At 70.2% G+C, this 24627-nt stretch carries 20 protein-coding genes; 5 read left to right on the top strand and 15 right to left on the bottom strand.

Annotated elements, in window-relative coordinates; all coding sequences use genetic code 11:
- Window positions 1-55 precede the first annotated feature (55 nt).
- The 3 genes from AC0NZN_RS00315 to AC0NZN_RS00305 all read right to left on the bottom strand — a co-directional run bounded on the left by AC0NZN_RS00315 (window position 56) and on the right by AC0NZN_RS00305 (window position 5184).
- Window positions 56-2227 (bottom strand): RecQ family ATP-dependent DNA helicase, encoded by a 2172-nt coding sequence (locus tag AC0NZN_RS00315; protein ID WP_474590273.1) that lies wholly within the window; start codon window positions 2225-2227, stop codon window positions 56-58.
- Between the two features lie 99 nt (window positions 2228-2326).
- Window positions 2327-3976: an FAD-dependent oxidoreductase gene (locus AC0NZN_RS00310; RefSeq protein WP_474590272.1), complete on the bottom strand. Its 1650-nt coding sequence runs from the start codon at window positions 3974-3976 to the stop codon at window positions 2327-2329.
- Window positions 3977-4035: 59 nt separating this feature from the next.
- Entirely contained in the window at window positions 4036-5184 is a 1149-nt protein-coding gene (locus AC0NZN_RS00305) for a cysteine desulfurase family protein (protein ID WP_474590271.1), read from the bottom strand.
- Window positions 5185-5237: 53 nt separating this feature from the next.
- Between AC0NZN_RS00305 and glgX the strand changes: the two genes are divergently transcribed.
- From glgX to glgB, 3 genes are read left to right on the top strand one after another with little or no spacing between them, the layout of a single operon-like run.
- Window positions 5238-7391: a glycogen debranching protein GlgX gene (gene glgX, locus AC0NZN_RS00300; protein ID WP_474590270.1), complete on the top strand. Its 2154-nt coding sequence runs from the start codon at window positions 5238-5240 to the stop codon at window positions 7389-7391.
- Between the two features lie 45 nt (window positions 7392-7436).
- Window positions 7437-9509 (top strand): alpha-1,4-glucan--maltose-1-phosphate maltosyltransferase, encoded by a 2073-nt coding sequence (locus AC0NZN_RS00295; protein ID WP_474590269.1) that lies wholly within the window; start codon window positions 7437-7439, stop codon window positions 9507-9509.
- A complete protein-coding gene (gene glgB, locus AC0NZN_RS00290) occupies window positions 9506-11689 on the top strand; it encodes a 1,4-alpha-glucan branching protein GlgB (RefSeq protein ID WP_474590268.1) in 2184 nt (727 codons plus the stop codon). Before AC0NZN_RS00295 ends, glgB begins: the two co-directional genes overlap by 4 nt.
- Window positions 11690-11708: 19 nt before the next feature.
- On the opposite strand, the gene AC0NZN_RS00285 is transcribed toward glgB, so the two are convergent.
- Complete coding sequence (locus tag AC0NZN_RS00285) at window positions 11709-12668, bottom strand: tetratricopeptide repeat protein (protein WP_474590267.1); 960 nt, start codon at window positions 12666-12668, stop codon at window positions 11709-11711.
- The gene (locus AC0NZN_RS00280) at window positions 12665-14533 is read right to left on the bottom strand and encodes a DUF8094 domain-containing protein (protein WP_474590266.1); all 1869 of its coding nucleotides are present in this window, start codon (window positions 14531-14533) and stop codon (window positions 12665-12667) included. Before AC0NZN_RS00280 ends, AC0NZN_RS00285 begins: the two co-directional genes overlap by 4 nt.
- A gap of 165 nt (window positions 14534-14698) precedes the next feature.
- Here AC0NZN_RS00280 and AC0NZN_RS00275 point away from each other — a divergent pair, with 165 nt between their 5' ends.
- On the top strand, window positions 14699-15763 hold the full coding sequence (locus AC0NZN_RS00275; protein ID WP_474590265.1) for an AI-2E family transporter: 1065 nt from the start codon (window positions 14699-14701) through the stop codon (window positions 15761-15763).
- Here the strand turns inward: AC0NZN_RS00275 and AC0NZN_RS00270 are convergent, their stop codons facing one another.
- The 9 genes from AC0NZN_RS00270 to rpsB all read right to left on the bottom strand — a co-directional run bounded on the left by AC0NZN_RS00270 (window position 15764) and on the right by rpsB (window position 22734).
- Entirely contained in the window at window positions 15764-16477 is a 714-nt protein-coding gene (locus tag AC0NZN_RS00270) for an alpha/beta hydrolase (protein ID WP_474590264.1), read from the bottom strand. It abuts the gene before it with no gap.
- A gap of 2 nt (window positions 16478-16479) precedes the next feature.
- The gene (locus tag AC0NZN_RS00265) at window positions 16480-16764 is read right to left on the bottom strand and encodes a hypothetical protein (protein ID WP_474590263.1); all 285 of its coding nucleotides are present in this window, start codon (window positions 16762-16764) and stop codon (window positions 16480-16482) included.
- Between the two features lie 3 nt (window positions 16765-16767).
- On the bottom strand, window positions 16768-17355 hold the full coding sequence (locus AC0NZN_RS00260; protein WP_474590262.1) for an aggregation-promoting factor C-terminal-like domain-containing protein: 588 nt from the start codon (window positions 17353-17355) through the stop codon (window positions 16768-16770).
- A 228-nt stretch (window positions 17356-17583) separates the two neighbouring features.
- Window positions 17584-18153 (bottom strand): DivIVA domain-containing protein, encoded by a 570-nt coding sequence (locus AC0NZN_RS00255; protein WP_474590261.1) that lies wholly within the window; start codon window positions 18151-18153, stop codon window positions 17584-17586.
- Window positions 18150-19073 (bottom strand): phosphatidate cytidylyltransferase, encoded by a 924-nt coding sequence (locus tag AC0NZN_RS00250; RefSeq protein WP_474590260.1) that lies wholly within the window; start codon window positions 19071-19073, stop codon window positions 18150-18152. Before AC0NZN_RS00250 ends, AC0NZN_RS00255 begins: the two co-directional genes overlap by 4 nt.
- A gap of 291 nt (window positions 19074-19364) precedes the next feature.
- Window positions 19365-19919, bottom strand: a complete 555-nt coding sequence (gene frr / locus AC0NZN_RS00245) for a ribosome recycling factor (protein WP_474590259.1) — start codon at window positions 19917-19919, stop codon at window positions 19365-19367.
- A gap of 89 nt (window positions 19920-20008) precedes the next feature.
- Window positions 20009-20728, bottom strand: coding sequence for a UMP kinase (gene pyrH / locus AC0NZN_RS00240; protein ID WP_474590258.1), 720 nt, complete (start codon window positions 20726-20728; stop codon window positions 20009-20011).
- A 76-nt stretch (window positions 20729-20804) separates the two neighbouring features.
- Window positions 20805-21632 carry a translation elongation factor Ts gene (tsf, locus tag AC0NZN_RS00235; RefSeq protein WP_474590257.1) on the bottom strand — a complete coding sequence of 276 codons (828 nt, stop codon included), beginning with the start codon at window positions 21630-21632 and terminating at the stop codon, window positions 20805-20807.
- Between the two features lie 97 nt (window positions 21633-21729).
- Window positions 21730-22734 carry a 30S ribosomal protein S2 gene (gene rpsB, locus AC0NZN_RS00230; protein ID WP_474590256.1) on the bottom strand — a complete coding sequence of 335 codons (1005 nt, stop codon included), beginning with the start codon at window positions 22732-22734 and terminating at the stop codon, window positions 21730-21732.
- Between the two features lie 310 nt (window positions 22735-23044).
- Between rpsB and AC0NZN_RS00225 the strand changes: the two genes are divergently transcribed.
- Entirely contained in the window at window positions 23045-23581 is a 537-nt protein-coding gene (locus tag AC0NZN_RS00225) for a murein hydrolase activator EnvC family protein (protein ID WP_474590255.1), read from the top strand.
- Window positions 23582-23598: 17 nt separating this feature from the next.
- Here the strand turns inward: AC0NZN_RS00225 and AC0NZN_RS00220 are convergent, their stop codons facing one another.
- Complete coding sequence (locus AC0NZN_RS00220) at window positions 23599-24519, bottom strand: tyrosine-type recombinase/integrase (protein ID WP_474590254.1); 921 nt, start codon at window positions 24517-24519, stop codon at window positions 23599-23601.
- Between the last annotated feature and the right edge of the window lie 108 nt (window positions 24520-24627).

The raw sequence follows: 24627 nt of genomic DNA, 5'->3' as shown, positions 1-24627 counted from the left end.
GCTCACGAATGCAATGAACGGATGCCGGGGACCGCGCATTCCCGTGGTTCAGGAGTCAGCCTCGCAGCGCGAGAGCGAACGGCAGGACAGCGCTCGCACCGGCCAGGCGCAGTTCTCGTGCTGCAACGGTGAGCGTCCATCCGCTGTCGACCCGGTCGTCGACGAGGAGCACCGGGCCGGGCGGCACATCGAGGCCGGCTGCGGAGAACCGGCCCCACACGCCGGACACCCGGAACGCGCTATTGCCCCCGGGCTCTCCCGTGGGGCCGCCGTCGACGAGGTCGAGGACCCCGAGGAACGGCAGGCGCCCGATCTCGGCGATGCCGCGGGCGAGCGACCCGACGAGCTGAGGCCGGGAGCGCGACGGCACGGCGACGACCGCCACCGGCCGTTCGTGCCATCCCCACTCGGCGAGCACGCGGACGCACGCGGAGAGCATCCCCGGAGGAACGGGGCCGTCCGCCGCACCCGCCGCGAAGACCTCGCGCAACGCCCCGCCCCAGCCGAGGTCGGTCAGCCGGGCGAGAGCGCGCCCTTCCGCCGCCTGCTCGTCCGCGGCGATGCGCCCGCGAACGGGAACGCCGAGGCGATCCGCTCCTGTCGGCCACTGGCGGCGCGGCTCGATCGGCACGCCGACACGATCGAGGGCGGCTGCGGCCTCATCCGCCGCACCCGCCGCGATCTCGGCCGGGAACCAGGTGCCGGCGCAGTTGTCGCAGCGGCCGCACGGGGCGGCCGACTCGTCGTCGAGGCAGCGCTGGAGGAACTCCATCCGGCACTGCCCGGTCTCCTCGTACTCGATCATGTGCTGCTGCTCAGCGATCCGTTCGGCCGCGATGCGCCGGTAGCGATCCTCGTCATACGTCCACGACTCCCCCGTGGTGACCCAGCCGCCCTTCACGCGCGCGACCGCGCCGTCCACGTCGAGCACCTTCAGGAGCAGCTCGAGCGGAGTCCGCCGGATGTCGACGATCGCCTCCAGCGCAGGAGTGGACAGCGGTGCGCCGGCGTCGGCGAGGGCGCGGAGCACGCGCTCAGCCCTCCCGCGATCGGGCATCGAGGCAGTGGCGAAGTAGCGCCAGATGTCCCGGTCCTCGGGGCCGGGCAGGAGCAGCACGTCGGCAGACGCCGTCGCGCGGCCGGCGCGGCCGACCTGCTGGTAGTAGGACACCGGAGAGGACGGCGCGCCGAGATGGATGACGAACCCGAGGTCGGGCTTGTCGAAGCCCATGCCGAGCGCGCTCGTGGCGACGAGTGCCTTCACCCGGTTCTCCTTGAGCGCGGCCTCCGACTCCTCGCGCTCGTCCGGCTCGGTTTGACCCGTATAGGCGCGCACGTCGTGGCCCCGCTCGCGCAGCAGACGCGCCGTGTCGTTCGCGGCCGCGACGGTGAGGGTGTAGATGATGCCCGAACCGGGCAGATCGCCGAGGTGGGAGATCAGCCACGCGAGCCGCTGCGCGGCGCCGGGGACGCGCAGCACGCCGAGGCGGAGGGATGCGCGCCCCAGCGGTCCTCGGATCGTGAGGACGCCCGCATCCCCCTCTCCCGATCCGGCGTCGAGCTGCTCCGCGATATCCGCCACCACTCGGCTGTTCGCCGTGGCGGTGGTCGCGAGCACGGGGACGCTCCGCACGGCCTCTCCACCGGCATCCGGGGCGTCGGGCCGCGTCGGCCCCGCGGGCATGCGGGCGATCAGCTCGCGCAGCCGTCGGTAGTCGGGACGGAAGTCGTGGCCCCAGTCGCTGATGCAGTGCGCCTCGTCGACGACGAGGAGGCCGATGCGCGCGACGAGCTGCGGCAGCTGCTCGTCGCGGAACGCAGGGTTGTTGAGCCGCTCGGGCGAGACGAGCAGGACGTCGACCTCGTCGCGGGCGAGCCGGGCGAGGACCTCGTCCCACTCGTGCGCGTTCGTCGAATCGATCTTCACCGCCCGCACTCCCGCCCGCGTGGCGGCGGCGATCTGATCGCGCATGAGGGCGAGGAGCGGCGAGACGAGCACGGTCGGCCCGGAACCCCGCCTGCGCAGCAGCATCGTGGCGACGAAGTAGACCGCCGACTTGCCCCAGCCGGTGCGCTGGACGACGAGTGCCCGCCGACGGCCGTCGACCAGGGCCTCGATCGCCTCGAACTGGCCGTCGTGGAAGTCGGCGTCGTCGCGGCCGACAAGGGCGCGCAGCACGTCCTGGGCCTCGGCGCGGGTGGTCGTCGCGGTCATGGCTTCCACCATGCCTCATTCCTCCGACAACCCGGTCGCGGGAGGCCGTCCCACGCTCGCGCAGTCATCGTCCTGCCTCGCCGGCATCCACTGGCGACCTCTGCGGGCTGATCAGAACGCGAGAGCGCGGTGGACCGAGGCCACCGCGCTCGACCCCTCCCCGACGGCGGCCGCGACGCGCTTCATCGAACCGCGGCGGACGTCGCCTGCGGCGAACACGCGCGGCAGGGATGTCTCGAAGGGAAGCGGCTCGCGCCCGAGCGCCTGCCAGTGCTCGAGAGTCTGGATGGCGACATCGGTCCCCGTGCGCAGGAATCCGTCGGCGTCCCGATCGAGCGACGCCAGCCAGCCGGTCGCCGGGTCGGCGCCGATGAAGCAGAAGAGACCGGCGGCATCCACCTCGCCGACGCTATCGATCGTGACGCGCTCCAACGTGTGCTCGCCGTCCAGCCCGACGACGTTCGAGGCGGTGTGGATGTCGATGCGCGGGTCCTCCACGAGCCGGTCGACGAGGTACGACGACATGCGGACGCCCAGGTCGTCGCCGCGCACGACCATGTGGACGGGGCAGCCGTTTCCGGCGAGGTACAGCGCCGCCTGCCCGGCCGAGTTCGCTCCGCCGACCACCACGACGGGCTTGTCCATCACCTGGCGCAGCTCGAGCTGGGTGGCCGCGTAGTGGATGCCGGCCCGCTCGAAGTCTCCCCAGCGATCGAGATTCAGGCGCCGATAGGCCGCGCCCGAGGTCACCATCGCGGAGCGCGCGCGGACGATCCGGCCGTCGGCGAGGGTGACGTCGAGGCCGTCGTCGACGGGCTCGAGCCGCACAGCCTCGCACGGCGCGTACACGCGGACACCGAACTTCAGCGCCTGCAGGCATGCCTGGTCGATGAGGCTGCCGCCCGACACGCCGAACGGAAACCCGAGGAAGTTCTCGATGCGGGAGGTCGACGCGGCTTGGCCGCCCGGCGCCACGGCATCCAGCAGCACGGTCTCGAGCCCCTCGGACGCGCCGTAGATGGCGGCGGCCAGCCCCGCCGGGCCGCCGCCGATGACCACGAGATCCACGACCTCGTCGGCCTGGCCCTGATAGCTGAGTCCCAGCCGGTCGGCGACGAGGCCGGGCGTCGCGTGCAGCAGCGGCTCGCCCTGGATGAATGCGACGGGCAGGTCATCCGCCGACATGCCGTGGCCCCCGGTGTACGCCTCGAGCTCGGCGGGCCTCACCTCGATGGCTGTGTGCACGAGGTCGAGCCGCTCGGCGAAGCGGCGCAGAGCGAGCAGCTCGCTCGACCCCGTCGGCCCGACGAGCTTGAGGGTGAGCGCGGCCGGACCGCGCCGCAGCGATTCGCGGCGCGCCCAGAGCGCGTGCAGGATGAGGTCGCACAGCTCGTCGTCCTCGGCCATGAGCTTGCGCAGATCGGTGCGGGACACGCGCAGGATCCGGCCCGCCTGACTGGCGCGCGCGGACAGGAACGCGCCCTGCCCGTTGAGGACGCCCAGCTCACCCACGAAGGAGCGCGGCCCCATGCGGGCGATGATCTCCTCCTCGAGCCAGAACAGCGTGTCGCGCACCACCTCGACCTCACCCGATTCCACCAGCACGAGGTCGTAATCCCGGTCGGACGACCGGAAGACGTAGTCGCCCGCGGCCACGTCCTCCGCAGTGCCGAACGCGGTCAGGCGCACCCATTGGGCATCGCTCAGAACGGGGCGCTGGATCGGATCGGTCGGGAACGGGGCTGCCGCAGTCTCTTCCACACGGTCAGGCTAGCCACCGCTCAGGACACGTCGGGCGGTTCCGTGCAGATCGGGCGGCGTCAGCGGGATGCGGATGCCACGGCTCGCGCGTATGCCTCGGGCAGCGCGGCCACGACCGCGTCCACGTCGGCCACCGTGCTCGTGCGTCCCAGGGTCAGCCGCAGGACCGACCGCGCCTGTGCGTCCGAGCGTCCCATGGCGAGGACGACGTGCGAGGGCTCGGCGACCCCGGCTTGGCAGGCGGAACCCGTGGACACCGAGATACCGGCCTGGTCGAGGAGGAAGAGCAGCGTCTCGCCGGAGGCGCCCGGGAACAGCAGATGCACGTTCCCCGGCAGCCGATCGACGGGATCGCCGAGCAGTTCGACCCCCGGGATGGAAGTCCTCGCCCCCGCGATGAGGCGCTCCCGCAGAGCCGTCAGTCGCTCCCCCTCCGCGAGCCGCTCCCGTTCCGCCGCGACGGCCGCGGCGGCGAAGGCCGCCGCCCCCGGCACATCCTGGGTGCCCGATCGCAGGCCGCGCTGCTGTCCGCCGCCATGCAGGAGGGCGACGGGATGCGCCGCCCGCCCGACCACGAGCGCTCCGACGCCGACGGGCCCGCCGATCTTGTGGGCCGAGACGCTGAGGGCGCTCGTGCCGCGCCAGGCGGAGAACGACACGGGCACATGCCCGAGGGCTGCGATCGCGTCGAGATGCAGCGGCACACCCGCATCCAGGGCCGCCGCCGCGAGACCCGCCGCGTCGTTCACGGTGCCGATCTCGTTGTTCGCGACGAGCGCGGTGGCGACCGCGGCTCCGGGGAGGGCCGCGGCGAACGCGTCGACGGGGATGCGGCCGATGCTGTCGATGCGAACGGCCTCGATGCGAGCGCCCTGGTGCGTCGCGAGCCACTCCACCGTGTCGAGTGTCGCGTGGTGCTCGCCGTCGGGCAGCACGACCGCGTCCGTGCCGGCTGCGCGCCCCCACCACAGTCCTTTGAGAGCGAGGTTGACGGATTCTGTCCCGCCGGAGGTGAACACGACCTCGATCGGGTCGCACCCGAGCACACCGGCGAGATGCTCGCGGGCCTCCTCGAGAACCCGCCGTGCAGCCTGTCCTCCGCCGTGGATCGACGACGCGTTCCCGACCACCTCCGAGGCGGCGAGCCACGCGTCCCGGGCCTCGGGGCGCAGGGGGCTCGTCGCCGCGTGGTCGAGGTAGACGCTCACCCGTCCACTCTCGCACGCCACGCCATTGGCGGCGCGGCAGTTAGGGTACTCCCATGGCCATCGCCGCCGAGACACCCGACCTGCTGCGCAGCGACCTGGACGACCTGGGCGTCACCCTCCATGACGGCGGCGGAACCATCCGGGTCTGGTCGGCGCATGCGGACGCCGTCGAGCTCGTCGTCCTCGACGACGTCGACCTCGACTGGATCATCGACTCGGTCGCTCTGGAGAACGTCGGCGACGGCGTGTGGTCGGCATCCACCCCACTCCTCCGCCCCGGCACGCCGTACGCGCTCCGCGTCTCGGGGCCGTCCGGGCACGGCAACACGTTCAACCCCCGCACACTCCTGCTCGACCCGTATGCGCGGAGCATCCTGAGCCACCGCGACGGCTACCGCTCGGTGGTCGTGGACGCGGGCTTCGACTGGGGCGGAGTCGGGAAGCCGCGGGTGCCGCTGGATCGCACCGTGATCTACGAAGGCCACGTGCGCGGACTGACCAAGAGGCATCCCGGCATCCCACCGGCCCTTCACGGCACGTACGCCGGACTGGCGCACCCGGCGATGATCGAGCATCTGACGGCGCTCGGCGTGACGAGCGTCGAGCTCCTTCCCGTGCAGGCGTTCGCATCGGAGGAGCGCCTCGTTCGCCACGGGCTCGCGAACTACTGGGGCTACAACACGCTCGGCTTCTTCGCCCCGCACGCCCCGTACGCGAGCGAGGCGGCCCGGCGAGCGGGGCCCGATGCGATCCTGCGCGAGTTCAAGGGCATGGTCAAGCTCCTGCACGAGGCGGGGCTCGAGGTCATCCTCGACGTGGTCTACAACCACACGGCCGAGGAGGGCATCGGCGGCCCGCGCTCCAGCCTGCGCGGCATCGACAACCGCTCCTACTACCGACAGACCGACGAGGGCGTGTACGTCGACGTCACGGGATGCGGCAACTCTCTGGACACGTCGACGGATGCCGCGGCCCGCCTCGTCCTCGACTCTCTGCGGTACTGGGCGCGCGAGGTGCAGATCGACGGCTTCCGATTCGACCTCGCGACCACGCTCGGCCGCGACGAGCACAATCACTTCACGCCCGAGCATCCGCTTCTGCGGGCGATCATCGACGACCCCGAACTGGCCGATGTCAAGATGGTCGCCGAGCCGTGGGATGTCGGCATGGGCGGCTGGCAGACCGGTCGCTTCGGCGACGGGTGGCTCGAGTGGAACGACCGCTACCGCGACCGCGTCCGGAACTTCTGGCTGAGCGACATCGACTACGCCCGCCGGGCCGGCATCGCACCGGACGGCATCGGCGGATTCGCGCATCGCCTCGCCGGCTCGGCGAACACGTTCAGCGCGGAGCGCGGTCCGCTCGCGAGCATCAACTTCGTGACGGCGCACGACGGCTTCACACTGCGCGACCTCGTGTCGTACGACGTCAAGCACAACATGGGCAACGGCGAGCAGAACCGCGACGGCGCCGACACGAATCGCTCCTTCAATCACGGCGTCGAGGGGCCGACCGACGACAGCGTCATCCTCGCCACGCGCCGCAAGGCGATGCGCAACCTGCTCGGCACGCTGCTGCTGTCGGCCGGTGTCCCGATGCTGGCCGCCGGCGACGAATTCGGGCGCTCGCAGCGCGGCAACAACAACGCCTACTGCCACGACTCCGGGCTCACCTGGCTCTCGTGGGAGCACGCGCCCTGGCAGGAGGACCTCCTCGCGCACGTGCGCCGCCTCACGCGTGTGCGATCGGAGAACCCCGCCCTGCGGCCCATCCGGTTCGCGCGGCTCGGCGAGCACACTCCGTCGGCATCCGTCATGGAGTGGTACGACGAGCATGGCGAGACCATGTCGATCGACAAGTGGAACAGCCCCGCGCACCGGACGCTGCAATACGTCGCGGCGTCGACCCCTGAGTTCGAGGAGGCCAACCGCATCCTGCTCGTCGTGCACGGCCGTGAGACGCCGATCGACGTCACTCTCCCCGATCTGCCCGGTGCCCTGTTCGTCCCGCTGTGGTCGAGCGCCGACGAGAGCCCGACGCCGGATGGCGAGTCCCTCCGAGCGGGGGAGGTCGTCGAGATGCCGCCGACATCGATGCGCCTGTTCCGCGTCGATCTGGATCCGGATGCGGTGATCCTGGACGAGGATGCCGCGATCGCGGACGCGACGGCAGCCGAGCCCGCATCCGACACCGTCGAGGATGACTGACGAAACGGGGTTCGGGCCGCGGCGGTGCCGCGCTATGTTCGTTGCGTGAGCCCCACCCCCGCAAAGCCGTGGCGCAGCGCCTCGGCGATCCCCGTCCGAGCGGCGTCCGAGTGGGAGGCCGCTCGCGACACGCTGTCCTCCCGGATCCCGCTCCTGTCACCGCTTCCTGCGGCTCCCGACCGCCGGTTCCGCCCGTCCGCCTACTCCGGCGAGGTCGTGCCCTTCGAGGTGACCGCGTTCCGCGAGGGGCACGACCTCATCGGGGTGCACGTGCGGCTCACGAGCCCGAGCGGTCAGGAGTCGCTGCATCGCCTGAGTCCGGTCGATCCGGGCTTCGACCGCTGGCAGACCGACATCGCGCTGCTCGAGGAGGGCGTGTGGACGTTCCGCTTCGAGGTTTTCGCCGACGAGTTCGCGACCTGGGAGCATGCAGCCGACCTCAAGATCGCAGCGGGCGTGGATGCACCGCTCATGCGCGAGATGGGTGCGCTGCTGTTCACCCGGGCCGCGCAGGAGACCGACCGCCCCGCCGCTGAGCGGAAGGCGCTGAAGTCGGCCGCCACCGCCCTGCGCCGCAAGAGCGTCGACGACGAGGCGGCTCTCGCGATCGTGCGCGATCCGGCGCATGCCGAGCGCTTCGCCGCACGGCCGCTGACGGCCCTCATGACGATCGGCCCTGACCTCACCGTCCTCGTCGAACGCGAGCGGGCAGGCGTCGGCGCCTGGTACGAGTTCTTCCCCCGGTCCGAGGGGGCCACACGCCGCGAGGACGGGACGATCCAGAGCGGCTCGTTCGCGACCGCGACCGCGCGGCTGCCCGGAGTCGCCGGCATGGGCTTCGACGTGCTGTACCTCCCGCCCATCCACCCGATCGGCGAGACCAACCGAAAGGGCCGCAACAACACGCTCGACCCGCAGCCCGACGACCCCGGCTCTCCCTGGGCCATCGGCGGGGCGGCAGGTGGTCACGACGCCATCCATCCCGACCTGGGCACGCTCGCCGACTTCCGCCGGTTCGTGAAAGCCGCGCGCGCGCAGAAGCTCGAGGTCGCGCTCGACTTCGCGCTGCAGGCATCCCCCGACCACCCCTGGGTGGACGAGCACCCCGAGTGGTTCACCACACTCCCCGACGGCTCGATCGCCTACGCGGAGAATCCGCCGAAGAAGTATCAGGACATCTACCCGATCAACTTCGACAACGATCCGGCGGGCATCCGGGCGGAGGCCCTGCGCATCGTCCGCCATTGGATCGCGCAGGGGGTGCGCATCTTCCGGGTGGACAACCCGCACACCAAGCCCCTGCAATTCTGGGAATGGCTCATCCGCGAGGTGAGCAGGGACCACCCAGACACGGTGTTCCTCGCTGAGGCGTTCACCCGACCGGCGCCGATGCGGGCGTTGGCGATGGCCGGCTTCCAGCAGAGCTACACCTACTTCACCTGGCGCAACACGAAGGCTGAGCTCGAGGAGTTCCTCACGAGCCTCGCTCACGAGACGGACGACTTCCTGCGGCCGAACCTCTTCGTCAACACCCCGGACATCCTCACCGAGTACCTGCAGTTCGGAGGCCGTCCGGCGTATCGCGTCCGCGCCGCGATCGCCGCGACCGCCGCGCCCACGTACGGCGTGTACGCCGGCTTCGAGCTCTACGAGAACGTGGCGCGCCCGGGCTCCGAAGAGAACATCGACAACGAGAAGTACGAGTACAAGCTACGGGACTGGGCGGATGCCGAGGCCCGCGGCGACTCGCTCGCCCCGTTCCTGCGACGCCTGAACGAGATCCGGCGCGCGCACCCCGCGCTGCGTCAGCTGCGCAACCTCAGCGTGCACTGGAGCGACGACGACGCGGTCCTCGTCTACAGCAAGCACCTGCCGGCGGCGCTGTCCCCCGATGGCGTCGACGACACGATCGTCGTCGTCGCCAACGTCGACCCGCACTCCGTCCGCGAGACGACCGTCCACCTCGATACGCGCGTGTGGGGCGTCGAGCCCGGCACATCGTACGAGGTCGAGGACCTCGTCACCGGAGCCACCTGGACGTGGGCCGACCACAACTTCGTCCGTCTCGACGCGTTCGCCGAGCCGGTCCACATCCTGCACGTGAAGGAGCGGCGATGACCACCACCGAGGAGAACACCGACGAGAACACCCCCGGGAAGATCGATCCCGGACTGCTCGATACCGTCGCCGCCGGCGCCTACCACGCCCCCCACGATGTGCTCGGCCTGCATCCCGCGGGCGCGGATCGCTGGGTCGTCCGCGCGCGCCGCCCGCTCGCGAAGACGGTGACCGCGGTGTTCGCCGACGGCACGAGCACGTCGCTGACGCACACCCGAAGCGGCGTGTGGGAGGGCGTGCACGAGGGCTCCCCCGGACCCTATCGGCTCGCAACGACCTATCCCGACGGCATCGACTATGAGGCCGACGACCCGTACAGGCACCTGCCGACGCTCGGGGAGCTCGACCTGCACCTCATCCGCGAGGGCCGTCACGAGCAGCTGTGGGACGCGCTGGGCGCGCATGTGCGTGAGAGTTCGGGGTCGACGGGCGTCGCGTTCACGGTGTGGGCGCCCAACGCACAGGCTGTGCGCGTGGTGGGCGACTTCAACCGATGGGACGGGCAGGGCCACGCCATGCGGTCCCTGGGCTCGTCGGGTGTGTGGGAGCTGTTCGTCCCCGACCTCGACGCCGGCGCCGTGTACAAGTACGAGATCCTCACCCGGTGGGGCGGGTGGATCACGAAGGCCGACCCGATGGCGCGGTTCGCCGAGGTGCCGCCGGCGACCGCATCCGTCGTCGCCGCGCCCTCCGCGCACGAATGGGGGGATGCGGCGTGGCTCGAGCAGCGCTCCCGGTCGACCCCGATCTCGCAGCCCATGTCCGTCTACGAGCTCCATTTCGGCTCGTGGCGGCCGGGGCTCTCGTACCGCGACGCGGCCGATCCGCTCGTCGACTACGTCACGGCCCAGGGCTTCACGCATGTGGAGTTCCTGCCGCTGGCCGAGCACCCGTTCGGTGGATCGTGGGGCTACCAGGTCAGCGGCTACTACGCGCCGACCAGCCGCTTCGGCACGCCGGACGACCTGCGCTACCTCATCGACCGGCTGCACCAGGCCGGTATCGGCGTGATCATGGACTGGGTCCCCGGCCACTTCCCGAAGGACTCCTTCGCCCTGGCCCGCTTCGACGGCGAGGCACTGTACGAGCACGCCGATCCTCGGCGCGGCGAGCACAAGGACTGGGGCACCCTGATCTTCGATTACGGCCGCAGCGAGGTGCGCAACTTCCTGGTCGCGAACGCGCTGTACTGGATCGAGGAGTTCCACGTCGACGGACTGCGGGTGGATGCGGTGGCCTCGATGCTCTACCTCGACTACTCCCGCAACGACGGCGAGTGGGAGCCGAACATCTTCGGCGGACGGGAGAACCTCGAGGCGATCGGCTTCCTGCAGGAGGTCAACGCCACCGCCTACAAGCGGTATCCGGGGATCATCATGGTCGCCGAGGAGTCGACGAGCTTCACCGGCGTCACGGCTCCGACGAGCTCGGGCGGACTCGGCTTCGGGTTCAAGTGGAACATGGGCTGGATGAACGACTCGCTCGCCTACATCGAGCGCGATCCCGTTCACCGCTCGCACCACGAGGGCGAGCTGTCGTTCTCGTACGTGTACGCCTTCAGCGAGAACTTCATCCTGCCGATCTCGCACGACGAGGTCGTCCACGGCAAGGGGAGCCTGCTGGCCAAGATGCCCGGCGACCACTGGCAGAAGCTCGCGAACATGCGCGCCTACCTCGCCTACATGTGGGGGCACCCCGGCAAGCAGCTGCTGTTCATGGGCCAGGAGTTCGGCCAGCTCTCGGAGTGGTCCGAGGGCCGTAGCCTCGACTGGTGGATGCTGGACCAGCCGTCGCACGCGCAGCTGCAGGCGTACGTCGCCGAGCTGAACCGCGTGTACCGGGCGCACTCCGCCTTGTGGGCGCGTGATGCCGACGGCGCCGCATTCTCACGTCTCGGCGCGCCGCATTGGGACCCGAACGTCCAGGTCCTCGCCCGCCGCGACAACCATGGCAACACCGTCGTCGTCGTGTGCAACTTCGGCGGCACGCCGCTGGAGGACCACGCCCTCGATCTCCCCCAGCCGGGCACGTGGCACGAGGTGCTCAACTCCGACGCCGACGCCTACGGCGGCTCGGGGGTCGGCAACGCGGGTCAGGTGACGACGGATGCGTCGGGCCGGGCAGTGCTGCGCATCCCCCCGCTCGGCGTCGTGTGGCTCGCGCACAGCGCGAACGGCTGACCCGGCCTCCGAGCGACCGTCAGAACAGGAGGTTGGCGAGGCGGCCCCGCGCGCGGATCACGCGGGGGTCGCTGTCACCGACGAGCGTGAACAGCTCGAGCAGGCGCTGGCGGACCGGTCCGCGCTCGGCCGGGTCGACGTCGGCGAACAGGTCGAGCAGACGCCCGAATGCGTCGTCGACGTGCCCGCCGGACAGGTCCAGGTCGGCGGCGAGCAGCTGCGCGTCGACATCCGTCGGGTTCGCAGCCGCGGCATCGCGCGCCTGCTGCAGGTCGGCATCTTGGACGCGCTGGAGCAGTCGCACCTGGCTGAGGCCGGTGCGCGCGTCAGTGTCGCGCGGATTCTCGGCCAACGCCTTCTCGTATGCGGCGACGGCGCGACCGTAGTCGCCCGCCTCGATGGCGTCGAACGCCTCGGCGTGCAGGGGCGGCAACGGCGGCTCGGCATCCGTCGCCTCCACGGCACCCTGCTCTTCGCCATCCACGGCGACGGTCCCGGTCACGCCGTTCTGTGCGGCGACCTGCAGCAGCTGGGCGAAGACCTCCCGCACCTGCTGCTCGGGGACGGCGCCGGTGAACAGCGGCACAGGCTGGCCGCCGACCAGGGCGACCACCATCGGGATCGACTGGGCGCGGAACGCCTGCGAGAGCTGCGGGTTGGCGTCGACGTCGACCTTCGCGAGCAGGAGTCGACCGCCGAGCTCCACGACGACCCGCTCGAGGATGGGGCTCAGCTGCTTGCACGGCCCGCACCACTCGGCCCACAGGTCGACCACGACGGGCACCGTGCGGGACAGCTCGAGGATCTGCCCGAACGTCTCGTCGGTGACGTCGACGACGAGCGACGGCACCGCGACGGCGCCGGCTCCGGCGTTGTCGGCCGGCCCGCCCGCGGGCGCAGCAGGCGGCTGCGGACGGTTGCGGAGCGCGGAGAGGTCGACGGCGCCGCGCATCGCGGCACCGGAAGCGGCATCGGTCATTTGATCACCTGTGCATCGTGGATGTTGCTCGTGTAGCCGAGCAGGCGGATCTTGTCGGTGGATCCCTGCGCCGGCACGTAGAAGAACAGCTGGTCGCTGTACGTGGTGGAGTAACCCGTGGACGAGCTGTCCCCCGCCAGCGCCTTCGTCGCCCCGCTCGCCTTGATCTGGGCACCGTCCTGCGTCGGCTTGACGTTCTCGCTCTCGTCCACGTTGACCGCGACGATGGCGCCGCTCGCCAGCGTGGCGAGCGCCACGGGGTCTTGGTCGCCCGCGGCGACCGTGAACGACATCTGGCCCGTCTGGGCGCCGGTCTTGTTGAAGTCGTCGAGGCGCTGCTTGCGGTTCGCATCCACCGCCGCGCGCAGCTTGTCGGTCTCGCTGTCGAACGTCGACGCGTAGGTGCTCTTGGCGCCGTTGGTGAGCAGGTCTGCGTAGGCTGCGGCGAGCTCACCCGGCTCCATGATGAGGAACGGCGAGTCGGGCTGCACCTGCGGAGCACCGACATAGACCGGCGCGACCTTCGGCAGCTGCGCGGCCGGCTCCATCGCGGCAGCGTACGTGAGCTTGTACTCCGACCACGGGTCCTGCTGCGTCATGGTCATCATCGTCGGCGCGACCTTCTTGTCGGTCGGATCGCTCACCACCGCGAGGACCGTCCGCGGCCACCCGTTGTACGACTGGGGCAGGATCACCTTGAGCGGCTGCGACGGGATCGCCGGCAGCGCCTTGTAGTCGGCGATCTTTGAGCGCAGCGTGTAGTTCGTCACGCGCTCCGCGAGCATCGCACCGTCGAGGCGCGTGGCGGCGATCGTGTCGTCCTTCTTGTCGTCGGCCTGTGCGACGGTCTTCGAGATGCGGGTCAGGATGCGTCCCGCCTGCCCCTCGGTGACCGCCGGAAGCTGCTGACCCTCGGGAACGATGACGGATGCGCTGGGCGTCGGAGTCGCGGAGCCGGCGAACTGCGGCCACGCGTCGGACGAGCATCCGGTGAAGGCGAGAGCGGAGAGCGCGACGACGGGCAGGATCGCGAAGGCACGTCGTCCGGAGAGAGCGCGGCGATCGCCCGTCCTGCCGGAGCTGATGACGCCCTTGTCGGCCTGCAATTCGGAGAGATCGATGGGCTCGGTCACGGGCAGCGGCGGAAGCGCCTTGCGGCGAGGTCCGCGCGAGCGGCGCATGTGACGGATGGCGAGGATGTACAGCAGCACACCGACAGCCATGAGGATGGCGCCGCCGACCATGAGCGGACCGGCCCACGGCGTGGCGGTCTGGAGGGGCCAGGAGATCGAGATCACGCTCGGAGCGGGCTTCTGGCCGTCGGTGGCGACGAGCACGCTCGTTCCGGCCGGCAGGTTCATCGGCGCGATCAGGACGCGGTCCTGCTGGAACTCATCGAGCCACAGGTCGGAGCCCACCGGACTGTGCGACGGCTTCGTAGGCGCAGCCGCGTCACCGCCCCCGTCTCCGCCGCCCCCGTCTCCGCCGCCGCTCGCGTCGCCGCCGCCGGAGCCGCCGCCGGTGCCGTCGGAGCTCGTCACGCTCGGTGCGACGGCCGTGGTCGTCAGCTTGCCGGCCTTGTTCACCGAGACCTCGTCGTACGAGGTGTCTGCGAGCCAGGCCTTGAGGTCGGACGTCCGGGCGTAGGACGCGAACAGCGTGCCGCTGCCCTGTGCGCGCAGAGTCTGCGTGCCCTCGCGCGAGTTCAGCACGGCGCCGTCGATGAGGACGAAGGGCGCCGTGGAACCGGCGGGCACCGAGGCGCTGGTGCTGGTCGGACCCTGGAAGACCGTTCGCTCAGCGATCCCCGCACCGATCATGACGGCGGCCAGAACGAACGCCGCCACGGCCCAAACGAAACGCACGAAACCACATCCTTCAGTGCCCGCGCTCGGGCGCGCAGGGCTGTCAGCCGACGTTTCAGGTTATCGAAGACGACCTGAATGTCACGTGGGAGCATGCCACTGCCGGGATTCGCGGACCTTGTCAGTATCCTGTCGGGACACGCACCAGCCGCCGAAGGATGCCTTGTGAAGTTGCAGAGTCCGTTCCGCACCGCGTTTCTGGCGACGCTCGGAGTCGGTCTGGGGCTCCTGCTCATCGGCAGCATGCAGAACCTGTCGACGATCCTGCTCTACGTCGGAACGGCCCTGTTCCTGTCGCTCGGTCTCGAGCCGATCGTCGCCTTCTTCGAGCGGCGCAAGCTGCGGCGCTGGCTCGCCGTCCTCGTCACCATACTGATCGTCCTGGCCGTGTTCGCAGGCATCGTCCTGATGATCGTGCCGATCATCGCCGGCCAGATCAGCCAGCTCGTCACGACGATCCAAGACCTGGTCGCGCACGGCGGGTTCGATCCGGTGCACGCGATCCGGACGTGGCTGCACACGACATTCCCGAGCCTCAACGTCGACCAGCTCTTCACGTACATCGAGAACTGGTACAACTCGCTCGACCTCGCGAAGATCGGCGAGCAGGTCGGAAGCGGCATCATCGCCGTCGGCGGCGCCGTCATCGCCGGCATGGTGGGCGCCTTCATCGTCATCATCCTGACGATCTACTTCACCGCATCCACTCCTTCGCTGAAGACCGCCGTGTACCAGCTGGTTCCGGCGTCCAAGCGCGAGCGATTCGTCGACCTCGCCGAGCAGATCATCGATTCGGTCGGGTACTACGTCATGGGCCAGGTGACCCTCGGCGTGATCAACGGCGTCCTGAGCGCGATCTTCCTGACCATCATCCAGGCGCCGTTCCCCGCCGTGCTCACGGTCATCGCGTTCTTCTTCTCGCTGATCCCGCTGGTCGGCACGATCACCGGCTCGACCATCATCGTCCTCACCTGCCTCGGGTTCGGCTCCCCCACGACGGCGCTGATCGCGGCGATCTACTACATCGTCTACATGCAGATCGAGGCGTACGTGCTCTCGCCGCGCATCATGAACCGCGCGGTGTCGGTACCCGGCGCGGTCGTCGTGGTGGCGGCCCTCGCCGGCGGTTCTCTCCTCGGTCTCCTCGGAGCCCTCGTCGCGATCCCCGTGGCCGCGAGCATCCTGATCATCTATCGGCAGGTCGTCATCCCGCGCCAGAACGAGAGGTAGCTACGCCTCGTCCCACTCGGTGGGCAGCGGCAGGGCATCCGGGTTCATCGCGGCGACCACCTCGTCGAGCACGCGGCGAGTCTGGTTCTCACCGACCCAGAGGTGCTTGCCACCCGCCACCGGCACGACGCGGATGTTCGGGGCGACGGCGAAGCGATCCGCCGCCGCATCCGGCTGCAGGTAGTCGTCGAATTCGGGGATGAGCGCCACGACCGGGCGCGGATCGTCCGCCCATGCCGCGAGCTCCGCCGAGGTCGTCCGGTGCAGCGGAGGTGAGAGCAGGATGACGCCCTCAGCGCCGTGATCGCGCCCGTACTTCAGGGCGAGCTCCGTGCCGAACGACCAGCCGAGGATCCACGGATGCGGCAGGCCGTGCTCGATCACGTAGTCCATGGCCGCGGCGACGTCGAAGGACTCGGACTCGCCGCCGTCGAAGGCGCCCTCGCTCGTTCCCCGCGGCGACGACGTGCCGCGGGTGTTGAAACGCAGCACGGCGATCCCCGCCAGGGCCGGCAGACGTCCGGCCGCCTTGCGCAGGATGTGCGAGTCCATGAATCCGCCGGCGGTGGGAAGTGGATGCAGCGTCACCAGCGTCGCCACGGGCTCGCGGTCGACGGGCAGGGCGAGCTCGCCGACGAGTGTCAGCCCGTCGAACGTGTGCAGCTCGATGTCCTCCCGGACAGCCGGCAGGAGGACGGGACCACGGATCTCCATGTTCAGAACACCTTCCAGCAGTGCGAGTGCCAGTGCCGGCGCGCGGCGAGGTCCGCCGCATCCCCGAGCACGCCGTCGGCCCGCCACGCCACGAGGTGGGCGGTGCCCGGCTCGACGGGGCGACCGCATCCCGGGCACGTGTACGACTTGACCGCCTGCGCCGCGCCGACCGGCTGCACCGACCACTCTGCTCCGCGCTTGATCTCTGTGCGCTTGAAGCCCGCGATCATCTTGTCGAGCGAGCCGTCATCCGGCGGATCGGGCCGCCGCCGATTGGCCCGCGGCACGACTCAGTACCAGCCGCTGCTCTGCGAGTGGCCCCACGCTCCGCAGGGGGTGCCGTAGCGGCCCGTGATGTATCCGAGTCCCCACGCGATCTGCGTCGCAGGGTTGGTCTGCCAGTCGGCGCCGTATGCCGCCATCTTGCTTCCCGGAAGCGCCTGCGGGATGCCGTACGCGCCGCTGGAGTTGTAGGCGTTGACGCGCCAGCCGGACTCCCGGTTCCACAGCGCGACGAGGCAGGCGAACTGGTCGTCGCCCATGCCGCGTGCCTGGAGCATCTCGCGGGCGATCGCCTGGGCGCTGCCGGGGCTCGGCACCACGAACGGCACCTTCCACGAAGTGGATGCGGTCGAGGTTGACGGGGTGCGACTCGGCTTGGGCTTCGGCGGCACGTACACCGAATAGGTGTCACGCTGAAGGGTGTCGGTGCTCGTGGCCGCGTCGGCGGCGACGAACGTCTGCGCGTTGTGGAGGGTCGAGGTGTAGAGCGTCACCGGCGTCACTGCAGCCTCGGCGTGCGGCGTCAGCACCGCACCGAGAGGGCCGATGTAGGCGGCGACGAATCCGAGGGCGGCGATGGCCGCGAAACCCGTCATGACGCCTCGACGACGCGACCATCGTGTCGGCTTGCGGGCTCGTGCGGGCGCCGTCTTCGGGGCGGGGGCGACCGCCGGAGCAGTCTTGGCCGCATGACGCAGCATCCGCCGGGATGTTTCGGGAGTCATCTCGTTGCCGGAAGTCACAGTGTTGCGAGTCTAGCGAGCCGGGACGGGTCGCGCCATCCGAGGCCGCGCCGTGTCGCCGGACTGCCCAGCCGTCTCCGCTCAGGCGACGGCGAGCATCACTTCGACGACGGCGTCGAGGACGGCGTCCACCTGCACTTCGCGGTATCCCCCGCGCTGCATGCGGAACGCGACCGAGCGCACCTGGTCGGCGGATATGGGTGCTCCCGAGGAGAAGTATCCCGCGATCTTGTCCGCGACCACGTCGACCTCGTCGATCCGATATCCCCAGTGCCCGAACCCGACGCGATCGAACCGCTCCTTCTTCGGCCGGCTCAGGCGATCGAGGATCACCTGAGCCTCGTGCCGCGTCATGTCGAGCCACGCGGCCGTGCCGCCCTCCGCGATCGCCTGCTCGCGCTGCCGGGACGCGAAGGCGTTCTCGATCCGCGCCAGCGCTGTGTCGACGGCCACGACCGAATACCCGTGACGGACCATCGGGAAGGAGACGGCACGGATCGTCGCGGCGTCGACCCCGCCCTGCTCACCGGTCTCGAAGGCCGCGCGTGCGCGGATGAGGAACGCGTCGACCGCGCGACGCTCGTACCCCTTCGCACGCCCCTTCTCGAGAGGGAAGAGCGCGGGGGTTGTCGTGTTGTCGTGAGAGGTCATGCGTGCACCAACGGAGAGAGGAGGTAGAAGAGCGCCAGGACGGCGACACCGGAGGGAAGAATCGAGTCGAGGCGGTCGAGGACTCCCCCATGGCCTGGCAGCCACGAGCTCATGTCCTTGATGCCGAGGTCGCGTTTGATCATGGACTCGCCGAGGTCGCCGATCGTCGCGGTGGCAAGGATCGCAGCGCCGAACACGAGTCCCGCCCAGAGAGGCACATGAAGCATCAGCCAGGCGAGGAGGAGGCCCGCCACGAGCACGCCGACGGCGGCTCCCGCGAAGCCCTCCCACGTCTTCTTGGGGCTGATGCGCGGTGCCATCGGGTGGCGGCCGAACGTCAGACCGGCGGCATAGGCGGCGGTGTCCGCGACCACCACCACGATGATGCCCGCGAGCACCCACCACTGGCCGTTCGGCTCGCGCAGCAGGACGACGCCGAGGCTGCCCAGGAAGCCCACGTACAGGAAGACGAAGACCCCGACGAGGATGTCGTCGAGCACATCTCCGTACGTGCGGCCGTCGCGTGAGGCCATCTGGCCGAGCAAGCGCCAGACGATGATGAATGCGACCGCGACGAACACGACGACCCAGTGCACCCAGTCGACGTAGAGGAATCCCGCGACGATCACCCCCGCGCACGCGATCAACTGGGGGACGACGTCGATGCGGCGTCCCGATGCCTGCAGCGCGCGCGAGAACTCGAAGGTGCCGAGAAGACACGCGGCCAGCGCGATCAGTGCGAACAGCCATGAGATGAACAGCAGGGACGCGAGCACAACGGCGCCGATCCCGAGGCCGATCAGGATGGCGAGGATCAGATCGCGTCCTGTGCGCTCCTTGATCCGCTCGTTCGCGACCTCGAAGTCGGCGCGAGCCTGCGCCATGTGCTGCTCGAACTCGTTGCGCGGCGTACGGCTCACGGGCACGCCGTGCGGCCCGGAAGGAGGCGGCGGTGCGCCATCATCGAGGTCGCCGGTTTCGTCGGCTTCGTCGCCGTCGGCGGCCCGAGGTTCATCCGTCGACGGCGGGGTCAGCCCCTCTGCCGAAGGAACGGCAGGCGGCGGCGGCAGCGGGGGAAGCGGTGGCACGGCGGGAGGCGCCGTCGATCCGGTGTCCGGGCGCTCTGGCCTGTCCCGATTGCGACGGAACGGCGCTTGCGCACCCTCCTCGCCGGGTGGGCGGTCAGCGGGAGCATCGGTCATCGGCGCGCCTCAGACCTCCAGGAGTTCGGCTTCTTTGCGCTTGAGCGCCTCGTCGATGTCATCGACGTGCGACCGCGTCACGGCGTCGAGCTCCTTCTCGGCACGCGTCAGCTCGTCCTCGCCCACCTCACCCTTCAGAGCGTCGAGGTCATCCTTGGCCTTGCGACGGATGCCGCGCACGTGCACCTTGGCGTCCTCGCCCTTGCCGCGGACGATCTTCACGAATTCCTTGCGACGGTCGGCCGTGAGCTCCGGAAGCGTGACGCGCACGAGCGCACCGTCGTTCGTGGGGTTCGCACCGAGGTTCGGCATGTCGCGGATCGACTGCTCGATCGCCTTGAGGGCCGACTTGTCGTACGGGTTCACGACGAGCGTGCGCGCCTCCGGGTTGCTCAGTGAGGCGAGCTGCGCCAGCGGAGTCGGCGTGCCGTAGTAGTCGACCATGACCTTCTGGAACATCTGCGGGTTCGCACGGCCTGTGCGGACGGTCGCGAAGTCCTCCTTCGCGGCCTCCACCGCGCGGTCCATGCGGGCTGCGGTCTCGGACAGGATGTCGGCGATCACGGGGGCTCCATTCGATCCAGAGGTTCACATCAGTCTAGTCGGCGCGTTCCGCGCGCTCAGGGACGACGGATGCCTCGGCAGGTCGCCGATCAGGCGGTGACGAGCGTTCCGATACTCTCGCCGAGCAGCGCCCGGGTGACGTTGCCCGCAGGCTCCATGCCGAACACGCGCATGTCCATCTTGTTGTCCATGCAGAGGCTGAACGCGGTCGAATCGACGACGCGGAGCCCGCGCTGGAGCGCCTCGAGGTAGGTGATGGTGTCGATCTTCGTGGCGGAGGCATCCATCTTCGGATCCGCGGTGTACACGCCGTCGACGCCGTTCTTCGCGACGAGGACCTCGCTTGCGCCGATCTCGAGGGCCCGCTGCGCCGCGACGGTATCGGTCGAGAAGTACGGGAGGCCGGCGCCGGCGCCGAAGATGACGACGCGGCCCTTCTCCATGTGGCGCTCGGCGCGACGGGGGATGTACGGCTCCGCGACCTGCGTCATGGAGATGGCGGACTGCACCCGGGTCGCAGCGCCCGCCTGCTCGAGGAAGTCCTGGAGGGCGAGCGCGTTCATCACGGTGCCGAGCATGCCCATGTAGTCCGCGCGACCGCGGTCCATGCCGCGCTCGCTGAGCTCCACCCCGCGGAAGAAGTTGCCGCCGCCGACGACGACGGCGATCTCGACGCGATCGACGGCCGCGGCGATCTCTCGCGCGATCTGACTGACGACATCGGGGTTCACGCCCAGCTGACCGGCGCCGAAGGCTTCTCCGGAGAGCTTCAGAAGGACGCGGCGGCGCCCGGTGTTCTCGTTGATCACGTTGTTCCTCTCGTCGCGAGTCAAAATCTACATGCCAAGGGCCCGCACCAAGCAGGTGCGGGCCCTTGAGCGATGACTACGCGCCGACCTTGAAGCGGGCGAAGTCGGTGACGGTGATGCCGGCGTCCTTCGCGACCTGGGCGACGGACAGCTTGTTGTCCTTCGCGTAGTCCTGGTCGAGCAGGGCGACCTGCTTGAAGTACGCGTTCACGCGGCCCTCGACGATCTTCGGGAGCGCGGCCTCGGGCTTGCCCTCGTTGCGCGAGATCTCGGTGACGATCTCGCGCTCCTTCTGGACGTCGGCCTCGGGCACGTCGTCGCGGGAGAGGTAGGTCGGGTTCGCGAACGAGACGTGCTGGGCGATGCTGCGCGCGGTCTCCGCGTCGTCGCCCGAGTAGGCGACCACGACGCCGACCTGCGGCGGCAGGTCCTTGCTCGTGCGGTGCAGGTAGACCTGGAAGTTGTCACCGGTCAGCGTGCGCACGCGTCGCAGCTCGACCTTCTCGCCGAGGATCGCGGCCTCGTCCGAGATGAGCTCGGCGACGGTCTGCGCACCGGCGGGCGCGGCGAGGGCGGCCTCGGCCGAGTCGGCGGCGGCCGCGGCGGCGGCGTCGGCGACCTTGTCGGCGAGGGCGATAAACTTCTCGTTCTTCGCGACGAAGTCGGTCTCGGTGTTCAGCTCGATCAGCGTGACCTTGCCGTCGCTCTCGCGGGCGGCGACCAGCCCCTCGCTCGTCGAGCGGTCGGCACGCTTCGCGTTGCCCTTCGCGCCCTTGAGACGGAGGATCTCGACGGCCTTGTCCATGTCGCCGTCGGCCTCTTCGAGGGCCTTCTTCGTGTCGACCATGCCCGTGCCGAGCTGCTCGCGGAGAGCCTTGATGTCGGCGATGGTGAAGTTTGCCATGGGTGGCGGCTCCTTGTTCGTGTCAGTTCTCATGGATGCCGCGGCGGAGCCGTCCGCAGACGACTCCGCCGGGCGCAAGACGGGTTGAGGGGTCCGATCAGGCCTCGGTGCTCTCGGCCTCGGCGGCGAGCTCCTCGGCGACGATCTCGTCGGCGATGGCCTCGGCGGCCAGCTCCTCGGCGATCTCCTCGGCGACGATGGCCTCGACAGCCAGCTCCTCGGCAGCCTCCTCGTCGCCCGCCTCGGCGGCGGCGACGGCCTCGGCAGCCAGCTCCTCCGCGACCTCCTCGGCCACGACGGCCTCGGTGGCGAGCTCGACGGCGTCGGCCTCAGCGGCGGCGGCACCCTGCTCGAGCAGCTCGCGCTCCCACTCGGCCAGCGGCTCGGCCGGGGTCTCGTCGGCGGCCGGCTGGTGGCGCTGGATGAGGCCCTCGGCGGCGGCGTCGGCGATGATACGGGTCAGCAGCGACACGGAGCGGATCGCGTCGTCGTTGCCGGGGATCGGGTACTGGAACTCGTCCGGGTCGGCGTTGGTGTCCAGGATGCCGATCACGGGGATGCCGAGCTTCTTGGCCTCGTCGATGGCGAGGTGCTCGCGCTTGGCGTCGACGACCCACAGCGCCGACGGCGTCTTCTGGAGGTTGCGGATTCCGCCGAGCGACTTGTGCAGCTTGTCGAGCTCACGACGCTTGAGCAGGAGCTCCTTCTTGGTGAGACCGCTTGCAGCCGGGTCCTCGAAGTCGAGCTCCTCGAGCTCCTTCATGCGCGCGAGGCGCTTGCTGACCGTGCTGAAGTTGGTGAGCAGACCACCGAGCCAGCGCTGGTTGACGTAGGGCTGGCCCACGCGCGTCGCCTGCTCGGCGAGCACTTCCTGCGCCTGCTTCTTCGTGCCGACGAAGAGGATGGTGCCACCGTGGGCGACCGTCTCCTTGACGAACTCGTAGGCCTTGTCGATGTAGGCCAGCGACTGCTGGAGGTCGATGATGTGGATGCCGCTGCGCTCCGTGAGGATGAAGCGCTTGACCTTCGGGTTCCACCGGCGGGTCTGGTGTCCGAAGTGGACGCCGCTGTCGAGCAGCTGGCGAATGGTGACGACGGCCATGGCCGTTCTCCTGTTCCGGCGCCTCGCGGCGCCTTGTGCGGTTGTTCGAGACGATCGGCGATCGCCACGCCTGGTGCCCGGCGCACTCCCACCCGCAGCAATGCTGGGGACCGTGGGGAGTGGATGCCATCCGAGGCGGGTTCCGCTCGGACTCTGGGCACGCGGAGTCACCCCGACGAGCGGGGTGCATGACAAGTGTAGCAGTCGAGGCCTTGGCACATGATCTCTCCCCCGCTCCGTCCCCGTGCTTGCCATCCACCGATCGAGCGCCGATCGCTCCGTCGGAGGCCCCGGCGAGGAGGATCGCCAGATGACCTCGCTCACCCGAGCCCTCGTGCTCGTTCTGGTGCTCATCGGACTGGTCGCTGTTCCCGGCGGCGCGGCGGCATCGTCGGCTGTGCGTGACGGCGCGGCGCCGTCCGACGGGCTCGCGGCGCACCGGTGGCTGTGGCCGGTGAGCGAGCCGCGCATCACGGCGGCCTATGCCGCCCCGGCCCGTGCCTACGGTCCGGGCCACCGCGGCATCGACCTCGAGCCGCGGCGCGACGACGTGCACGTTCGGAGCCCGGCCGACGGCGTCGTGGCGTTCTCGGGCACCATCGCGGGCCGAGGAATCCTCACGATCGAGCACGACGGCGGTCTCGTCACCACACTCGAGCCGATAGCGTCGGAGCTCCACCCCGGCGACACCGTGAGCAGCGGTGAGGTGGTCGGCGAGATCGCACTCGGCGGTCATGCGGCGCCCGGGACGATCCACTTCGGGGTTCGGCGGAACGGCGAGTACATCAACCCGCTGCTGCTGCTCGGGGGCGCGCCGAGGGCGATCCTGCTGCCCTGCTGCGGTTAGCGGGGTCGGGGTCGGTATCAGGCGCGAGGATGCGCGAGCCTGTACGCGGCGGCGAGCCGCTCGCCCGACACGTGCGTGTAGACCTGCGTGGTGCCGAGGCTCGCGTGTCCGAGCAGCTCCTGCACGCTCCTGAGGTCGGCTCCCCCGTCGAGGAGGTGGGTGGCCGCCGAGTGACGCATGAGGTGGGGGCCCACGCCGGCGGATCCGACGACCGGACCGATGACGCGGGTGACGAGGTCGTAGACGGTCCGCGGCGATAAGCGACCGCCCCGGACTCCGAGGAACAGCGCTGCGCGATCCACGCGGCGGGTGTCTGCAGCCTCGGCGCGCGCGAACAGAGTCGGTCGTCCCCGGACGATGTACGCATCAAGGGCGTGGGCCGCCGGCATCCCGTACGGCACGACCCGCTCCTTCGACCCCTTGCCGAGCACGCGCGCCGTGGCGCGGCCGCGATCGAGGTCCTCGATGTCCAGGCCGCAGAGCTCCGAGACGCGCACACCGGTCGCGTACAGCAGCTCGAGGATCGCGTGATCGCGCAGGGCGACCGCATCCCCGCCCTGCGCCGTGCGGGCGAGCGCGTCGAGCGCACCGGAGACGCCCGCGGCCGTCGCGACCTTCGGCAGGGGCCTGCTGCGCTTCGGTGCGACCAGGCGCAGCGAGGGGTCGGATGGCACCAGTTGCTGCTCGAGCGCCCAGCCGAAGAAACCGCGTGCGGCGGCAGCGCGGCGGGCGATGGACGAGCGCGCGTCACCATGCTGCGTGCGCTCCCACAGCCAGGAGCGGAGATGCTCGAGGTCGATCTCTTCGAGCGGGACGTCCCCGGTCGAGGCCGCCAGGCCCGCGAGGTCGGACCGATACGCCCGCACCGTCGCCGGCGAGAGGCGGCGCACATCGGCGAGGTGCGCCGTGTAGCGGTCGACCGCGGCCATGACTTGCATGCCTCCATCTTGCGACCCGCCCGGCGGTGACGCAGGGGGGCGCGCGGTCTTTCGGGGGTCCCGATGACACGCCGTCGAGGTCGGGCGGCCACCGCGATCGCGGACGGC

Source organism: Microbacterium sp. sgz311019, from assembly GCF_056135325.1.
The sequence above is the reverse complement of the archived record's forward strand: the minus strand, read 5'-3'. Positions and strand labels throughout refer to the sequence as shown.